Here is a 737-nt window from a genome sequence, read left to right as displayed (position 1 = left end):
GCGGGCCGGCGCCGGCCCCGGCCGCCGCGGCCGCGGCCTGGGTCATCACCACAGAGCAGAGCAGCCCGCTGATGGTCGCCATGATCCAGGTGGCCGCCGCCTTCCCGCTGGTGGCGCTGTCGATCCTGACCGGCGTGCTGGCCGACAACTACGACCGCCGCAAGGTCATGCTGGTCGGCATGCTCCTCGAGCTGGCCGGCGGTATCTTCATCACCGTGCTGGCGTTCATCGGCCTGCTGCACCCCATCACCCTGATCGTGTCGGTCTTCTGCATCGCCATCGGCAGCGCCATCGTCACCCCCGCCTGGCAGGCGGCGGTGGGCGAGCAGGTGCCGCGCGAGCACATCGGCAGCGCGGTGCTGCTCAACAGCGTCAACTACAACGTGGCGCGCGCGGTGGGGCCGGCCATCGGCGGCCTGCTGCTGGGCGCCGCCGGCGCGCCTGTCGTGTTCCTGCTGAACTGCGTCTGCTACGGCAGCCTGATCTGGGCCATCTGGCGCTGGCGCCGCGATGTGCCGCCACGGCGGCTGCCGCCCGAACGGCTGCTCGAAGGCGTGGTCGCCGCCCTGCGCTACACCCAGCATTCCACCGTGACGCGCGTGGTGATGCTGCGCGCCTTCGCCTTCGGTCTGTCGGCCAGCGCGCTGTGGGCGCTGCTGCCGCTGCTGGCGTACGCCCACGAAAACGGCAACGCGTTGCTGTACGGCTACATGCTGGGCGCGCTCGGCGTCGGCGCC

1 protein-coding gene is annotated in these 737 nt (G+C 71.8%); it reads left to right on the top strand.

Annotated elements, in window-relative coordinates; all coding sequences use genetic code 11:
• On the top strand, positions 1 to 737 hold a 737-nt coding region (locus tag RCF13_RS23415; RefSeq protein ID WP_308141579.1), incomplete at both ends, for an MFS transporter.

The organism is Stenotrophomonas maltophilia group sp. RNC7 (assembly GCF_030910085.1).
Classification (GTDB): Bacteria; Pseudomonadota; Gammaproteobacteria; order Xanthomonadales; family Xanthomonadaceae; genus Stenotrophomonas; species Stenotrophomonas sepilia.
Note: the sequence above shows the minus strand (reverse complement) of the source record. Positions and strands in the feature narration are given on the sequence as shown.